This window comes from Geitlerinema sp. CS-897, assembly GCF_028368005.1.
GTDB classification, from domain to species: domain Bacteria; phylum Cyanobacteriota; class Cyanobacteriia; order Cyanobacteriales; family Geitlerinemataceae; genus Baaleninema; species Baaleninema simplex.
Genome location: NZ_JAQNCQ010000295.1, coordinates 1 through 5874 on the forward strand (window position 1 = coordinate 1; position 5874 = coordinate 5874).

At 56.8% G+C, this 5874-nt stretch carries 5 protein-coding genes; 3 read left to right on the plus strand and 2 right to left on the minus strand.

What is annotated here, in order from left to right:
- Nucleotides 1-87 precede the first annotated feature (87 nt).
- Nucleotides 88-1059: a heterocyst master regulator PatR gene (patR, locus tag POG22_RS18610; RefSeq protein ID WP_150128712.1), complete on the minus strand. Its 972-nt coding sequence runs from the start codon at nucleotides 1057-1059 to the stop codon at nucleotides 88-90.
- 354 nt (nucleotides 1060-1413) lie between these two features.
- The gene (locus POG22_RS18615) at nucleotides 1414-2652 is read right to left on the minus strand and encodes an HhoA/HhoB/HtrA family serine endopeptidase (RefSeq protein ID WP_498906766.1); all 1239 of its coding nucleotides are present in this window, start codon (nucleotides 2650-2652) and stop codon (nucleotides 1414-1416) included.
- Nucleotides 2653-3245: 593 nt separating this feature from the next.
- On the opposite strand from POG22_RS18615, the gene POG22_RS18620 reads away from it, so the two are divergent.
- From POG22_RS18620 to POG22_RS18630, 3 genes are read left to right on the plus strand one after another with little or no spacing between them, the layout of a single operon-like run.
- Complete coding sequence (locus POG22_RS18620) at nucleotides 3246-3734, plus strand: adenylyltransferase/cytidyltransferase family protein (RefSeq protein WP_063718659.1); 489 nt, start codon at nucleotides 3246-3248, stop codon at nucleotides 3732-3734.
- Nucleotides 3735-3766: 32 nt separating this feature from the next.
- Nucleotides 3767-4237 carry a GUN4 domain-containing protein gene (locus POG22_RS18625; RefSeq protein ID WP_017660019.1) on the plus strand — a complete coding sequence of 157 codons (471 nt, stop codon included), beginning with the start codon at nucleotides 3767-3769 and terminating at the stop codon, nucleotides 4235-4237.
- Between the two features lie 39 nt (nucleotides 4238-4276).
- On the plus strand, nucleotides 4277-5689 hold the full coding sequence (locus POG22_RS18630) for a GAF domain-containing sensor histidine kinase (RefSeq protein WP_063718657.1): 1413 nt from the start codon (nucleotides 4277-4279) through the stop codon (nucleotides 5687-5689).
- Nucleotides 5690-5874: the final 185 nt, after the last annotated feature.

Sequence of the window (5874 nt, forward strand, 5' to 3'; positions counted from 1 at the left end):
CGCTTCGATCGTACCCGAAACGATCGAAGCGATCTCCACAACCGTTCTACCGCAGAAACCGAGCGGCAAGACGGTTAAATCCGCGAATTAGTGAGTTGACGGCGATTCTCCCGACTTACGCGGCGATTCGATCGTGCGACGCGGGCGATCGCTCGACCCTTTTTGAGGGCGGTTGTTTCCTTGAGGGCGACCTCCCTTACGCTTGAACGGTTTGTGCGAGCCGCCTTTACCTTTACGATTCTGGCTCGAACGACGTTTCGGAGGCATCGGCCCCATATCTTGGCCCCCGCGAATCGTAAGGTCTTCCCCTTGTCGGATGACGTCGAATTCCCAAAAGTGCCGTAACAGCTTACCCTCGGGATATCCAGTCAACTGAACCTTGAAAAACTTAGGCGGTTGCTTAGGCTTGCGCGGGGCTTGTCGGATTTTGACCACGACGCAGTTTCGCTCTTGGGAGCAAAAAATGACTTCCCCGCGAATCGAAAAATACCCATCTTCGATTTCCGAGGCCGGAACGGGCTTTAACTGAGAATCGTCTTCGTCCTGATGGAGCGTTTCCGGCTCCCAAACGCCCACAATTTGTAAATGTAACTGACCGTCCTTCTGTCCAGTACGCGGATACACCACCCAGAGATGATCCTGCTCGAGATCGATATGGTTCTTCACCAAACTCAAAACCCGCCCGAGCAGTACCGCTTGCACGTTACCGTCCGCCGTCGCGATTTCACCGCGCGAGACCTGTTCCTCTGAAGGAACGTAACGACCTCGTACCACGCCGATGGCGCGATACTGCTTCGGTTCGCTCGGTGCGGGAATCGGTGCCGGACGTTCGGGCGGTTTTGGCTCGCTCGCCTCCGGTTGTGATGTAGCCTTCGGTGGAGGCGGGGGGGCGGGGGCGCGAGGGGGTTCGGGCTTGCGTGGGGGGGTAGGACGGTGAAGCGTTTCGGGAGCGTTCGCCACCTCAGATGGTTTGGATTCTGAGGGTTGGGAATCGGTCGGATCGATCGCTGCCGACATCGTATCGTTAGAATTTGAAAACTGATGAGAAGAGGAACTCATAAACCCTCCTGAGAGCGGAGATACATCCTTATCGGAGTTGCAGAAAAACACCAGACTCCAGAGAATGCCCGTTCGATCGGGGCATTCCTTCGGGACGGTCTGTCGTTTCCACTCGCGGCCGACAATAACCCAATACTTAAGTATCAGTCTGCCTATTGTACTAAATGCAATTCAGCCTTGAGAGCGTCCGCAACGTTTGACAAGTTTTTTTGAAAAAAAATTGAAGTTCGCCGGAAAACTCCAATTTTTATCGGAATTTGAGTTCGCTCCCTCCCTCAGAGATGGGATTTCGTGCCGCTACCTCGACGTTGTGGCTTATAGCACAATTAGATATTTTTGTCAACCCTCGTTGTCTCACGGTTGCGCCGCGTCTAACGCTCCGGTCCGAACCTCTAACGTGAGGGGTTCGCCGTTGCGCTTGAGTTCGAGCGTTAACGCACGATCGACTTCCATTTCGGCAACCGCTTGCTGAACCTCGTCGGCGGTTTTTACGGCTTCGCCGTCGATCGCCAGAAGAACGTCGCCAGCACGAAGTCCCGCTTCAGCCGCTGGAGAATTCGCCATCACGCGAACGATGAGAATGCCCTCGTCTTCCTCGACCGTCAAGCCACTATTGGGGTTGCGGTTGAGACTGTTTTTGATCTCCGGCGTCAGCGCCACCATTTGAATGCCCAAATAGGGATGTCGAACGCGACCGGTGGCGATCAGTTCTTCGGCGATGCGAGAGACCGTATTCGAGGGAATGGCAAAACCGAGACCTTGGGCGTTTTGAATGATGGCCGTGTTCATGCCGATAACGTCGCCGTTCTGGTTGAGTAGCGGCCCGCCCGAGTTGCCGGGGTTGATGGCGGCGTCCGTTTGGATAAACTCGACGCGCTTGTCGGGAACGCCGATTTCACTGCTCGATCGCCCCGTAGCACTGATGATTCCCGTCGTGACCGTATTGTCGAGTCCGAGGGGGTTGCCGATGGCGATCGCCCATTCTCCCGGTTGCAAGCGATCGGAATCGGCAAAACTCAACGTCGGCAGGTCGTCGGCCTCGATTTGTACCACAGCTACGTCTGTAATCGAGTCGCTGCCGACAACGCGGCCGTCGAAGGTACGACCGTCCTTAAGCGTTACCGTAACTGCATCTGCCCCATCGACCACGTGAGCGTTGGTGACGATGTGACCGTTCGTATTGAGAACGAAACCGGAACCCGACCCCCGCTGAACTCGCTCTTGAGGGACTTGAGGGACACCGAAAAACTGCTGGAGAAACGGATCGTCAAAGGGTGTCAGACCTTGAGGCGATGTGACCGTACGTTCGGCGTCGATGCGAACCACCGCCGGCCCGACCCGGTTGACCGCCTCGGTGACGAAGTTCGTTGGTGTAATGGGTGCGGTTGCAGTCGTTTCGGGGGGTGGCGATGCAGTCGTCGAGTCGGCCGTTGTCGGTGTAGGGGTCGCGACGTCCGATACCGCCGAGGGCGTCTCTGCCATCGGCGAAGAAGGCGTTAACCGTTCGTTGGCGACCCAAGCCACGCCACCGCCGAGCAGAAACACGGCAAGATAAGCCAAGGCGCGAAATTTCGGAGAAGAAGACTGTGGCACGTCTGAAGGGGAAGTTTGTGAGCTGTAACGCTCGGATAAGTTTGCAGGTGTGGGCAAGATAAATTCACCTCGTAGATCGATCTTACTAAAAAGACGGAAAAGACGGAAAAGACGACTCGAGTAGGACTGACGCAATTCGGTACTAATTCCCTTAAATCCAGAAGTGGGCGGGCGTTTCCCAAACGACAAACTGGGTGACTGCGTATGTCCGGTCGAGGAAAACGTCAGTCCGAGTCAAACTGGGTGTGAAGAGCGCCGGGTTTGAGGAACCGACCCATTGGGCTAACTTGCTCGGACTGACTGATTATCAGAATAAACATCAGATATGACAAAACAATGACAAGGCGATCGCAATTCTGTGACGGGTTTCGATCGCCTCGTTCGGAGATTTCACGCACGGGCTGATACTATTTGATAAAGGGATCGGTCGGCAGAGCGATCGAGAGCCGAACGAGCGTGTCAAACCTGAAAACCCTCGTTTCCAACTGCGGTCGAAGGTCGTTTTCTCAACGGCCGGTCGTCTCCGTCACGTCCTCTCGACGCCATTTTCTCGACCCCGACCTCTCGAGACAGCCAACCTCAAACTTTCCCACATGATAGCTGGTTTGTACGCACTCCCCGATCTCAAAGCGGCCGTCGAGGCCGATCCCGAACGCTGGCGTCCGCTGGTGTTCACCAACGGCTGTTTCGATCTCCTGCATTGCGGTCACGTGCGCTATCTCCACACCGCCAAACAACTCGGCCGCGCCCTCGTCGTCGGTCTCAACAGCGATCGCTCGGTGGCTGCCATCAAACCGCAACCCCCAGAATTCCCCCCGCGCCCGATCGTTCCCCAAGAACAACGGGCAGAACTCCTCGCTGCCCTCAAACCCGTAGATGGCGTCGTCATTTTTCCGGAAACCACGGCAACGTCGACGATCGAAGTCTTACAACCCGACATTTACGTCAAAGGGGGCGACTATCGACCCGACAGCCTCCCCGAAGCCCCCGCCGTTCGGGCCTGTGGCGGCCGCGTGCAGCTCGTCGAGATCGAAATTCCCCAATCGAGCAGCGACATTATCCGTCGTATTCTGCGAAAATAAAAAGTTCCAGTGACAGTCCACCCAACAGGCTCATGACCGATCCCACCCTCTCGAGTCCGCTGACTCTCGACTCCGAACGTGGCATCGACTACACCCCCCTTCAGACGCTCCTAGCCGAAGAACGGTTCCGAGATGCCGACGATTTGACCCGCCAGTTGCTCTGTCAGCTCGGTGGTGAAGACGCTGCCGCACGGTCGTGGTTGTATTTTACGGAAGTCGATAACATTCCCGCCACTGACTTACAAACCATCGATCGCCTGTGGGTCGCCTACTCGAACGGAAAATTCGGGTTTTCCGTCCAGCGCAAGTTATGGCTGGGCGTTCGCAAAAACTGGGATAAACTCTGGCCGAAACTCGGCTGGAAAACGGGCAATAGCTGGACTCGTTTTCCCCAAGAATTTACCTGGGACGCGAGCGCACCGAAAGGCCACCTCCCCCTGTCCAACCAACTTCGCGGCGTGCGTGTCTTAGCGGCGCTGTTCGACCATCCAGGGCTGCAATAACCCCCGATTTTGAGATAATTGTTTGCCGCGCCAACTGTCATGACCGAGATCGATCGAGAACAACAACGCCTTCAAGCCCTGGTTGACTCCGGCTTGCTCGAGATGGAATCGATTCCCCCGTTCGAGGAAGCCGTGCAAACGGTGGCTCGAGCGCTCGACGTGCCGATCGCCGTCGTGGGCTTGCTCGATCGCGATTGGCAGTGGATTACCGCCCGGTCTCTCGACGCGAGAGAAGACCTCACCGCCCTGGCGACGCTAAAGCGCACGAAACGGAGCGAGTCGTTCTGTAACCACATCGTCGAAACGCAACAACTGCTGTCGATTCGCGACACGGCCTCTCATTCGGAATTCGCCCATCGATTTCTGGTGGGACAGTACGGCGTGCGAGCGTATCTCGGCGTCCCCCTCGTTTCGGCGGCGGGACATTGTTTCGGTACGTTGGCGGTGATGGATTTAGCGCCGCGCCGGTTTGCCAAACGCGAAGTTCAGTTTGTCGAACTGGCCGCGCGACTGGCCATGCGAGAGGTCGAACGGATGTACGCATCGATCGAAACCCTAGCCGAAACGCGATCGCCGATGCCGACGCCTGCGACCCCGATCGCCACCTCTAGCCCCCTCGAAGATATCCTCTCGACCAATCAGATCAAAACCGAACTGCTCGATCGCCTGCTTCAAGAATTGCGAACTCCCCTCACCTCGGTCATGGGAATGACGAGCGTTCTCAACCGCGAAATTTACGGACCCCTGCGGCGCAAACAAAAGGAATATTTAAAAATCATCCACGATAGCGGTCAGTATTTGCTCTCTCTCGTCGAAGAGATTTTAATGTTGCGATCGCTCAAAGAATCGAGTGCGGCGCGATCGCTGACCTCAATCGATATGGAAATGCTCTGTCAGCAAGTCCTGAAAACCCTCGAACCCGTCGCCCGACGCCGAGAACAGCAAATCAACGAGTCCGTCGAAGCCGTCGATCGCATTTGGACGCTCGATAAAGATTTAGTCCAACAAATTCTCTATCACGCCGTCTCCCGCGTCGTTCACGCCGCCGAAACCGGATGCACGGTGCGCGTGCGCGTTGCCCGGACGCCCGAAGACGCCATGGAACTGTCCGTGTGGGCATCCCATCCCTGGTTGGGGGAAAGTCTTCCTGCCAGCGAGTTAGAACTCTGTGGCATTCCCGTTCCCGAGAACGTCGCCGAACCGAACGACGGGGTTCTCGACGACTCGACCCCCCTACCCGGTCGCATTCTCGCCTGGGAAGAGAACGACCGCGATCGACAGGCGATCGCGGTTCTGCCAGAATTAGAAAAAATACCCCTCGAACGCTCTCGAGAGAAACTGGGCTTGTTGTTTGCCGCCCAACTGGTGCGCCTGCACGGTGGCACGATGACGGTTCGGGGATCGCCGAAAACCGGATATCGCTATGTCGTGACGTTACCCAATCGCGCGTAACGGAACGGCCGATCGGTGTCGAACCGCGCCCACCCCGGTCAGTCCTGCCGAGTCTCGGGCGTCGCTCTACCAAGATTCGTCGCAGCGCTCCAACCATAGCCAATAGGCTTGGTTGGTGGTGAAGCGGCGGTGAGTTTCGGTGCATCCCCTGAACAATGCGATAGCGAGAGAAGGGGATAGCGCCG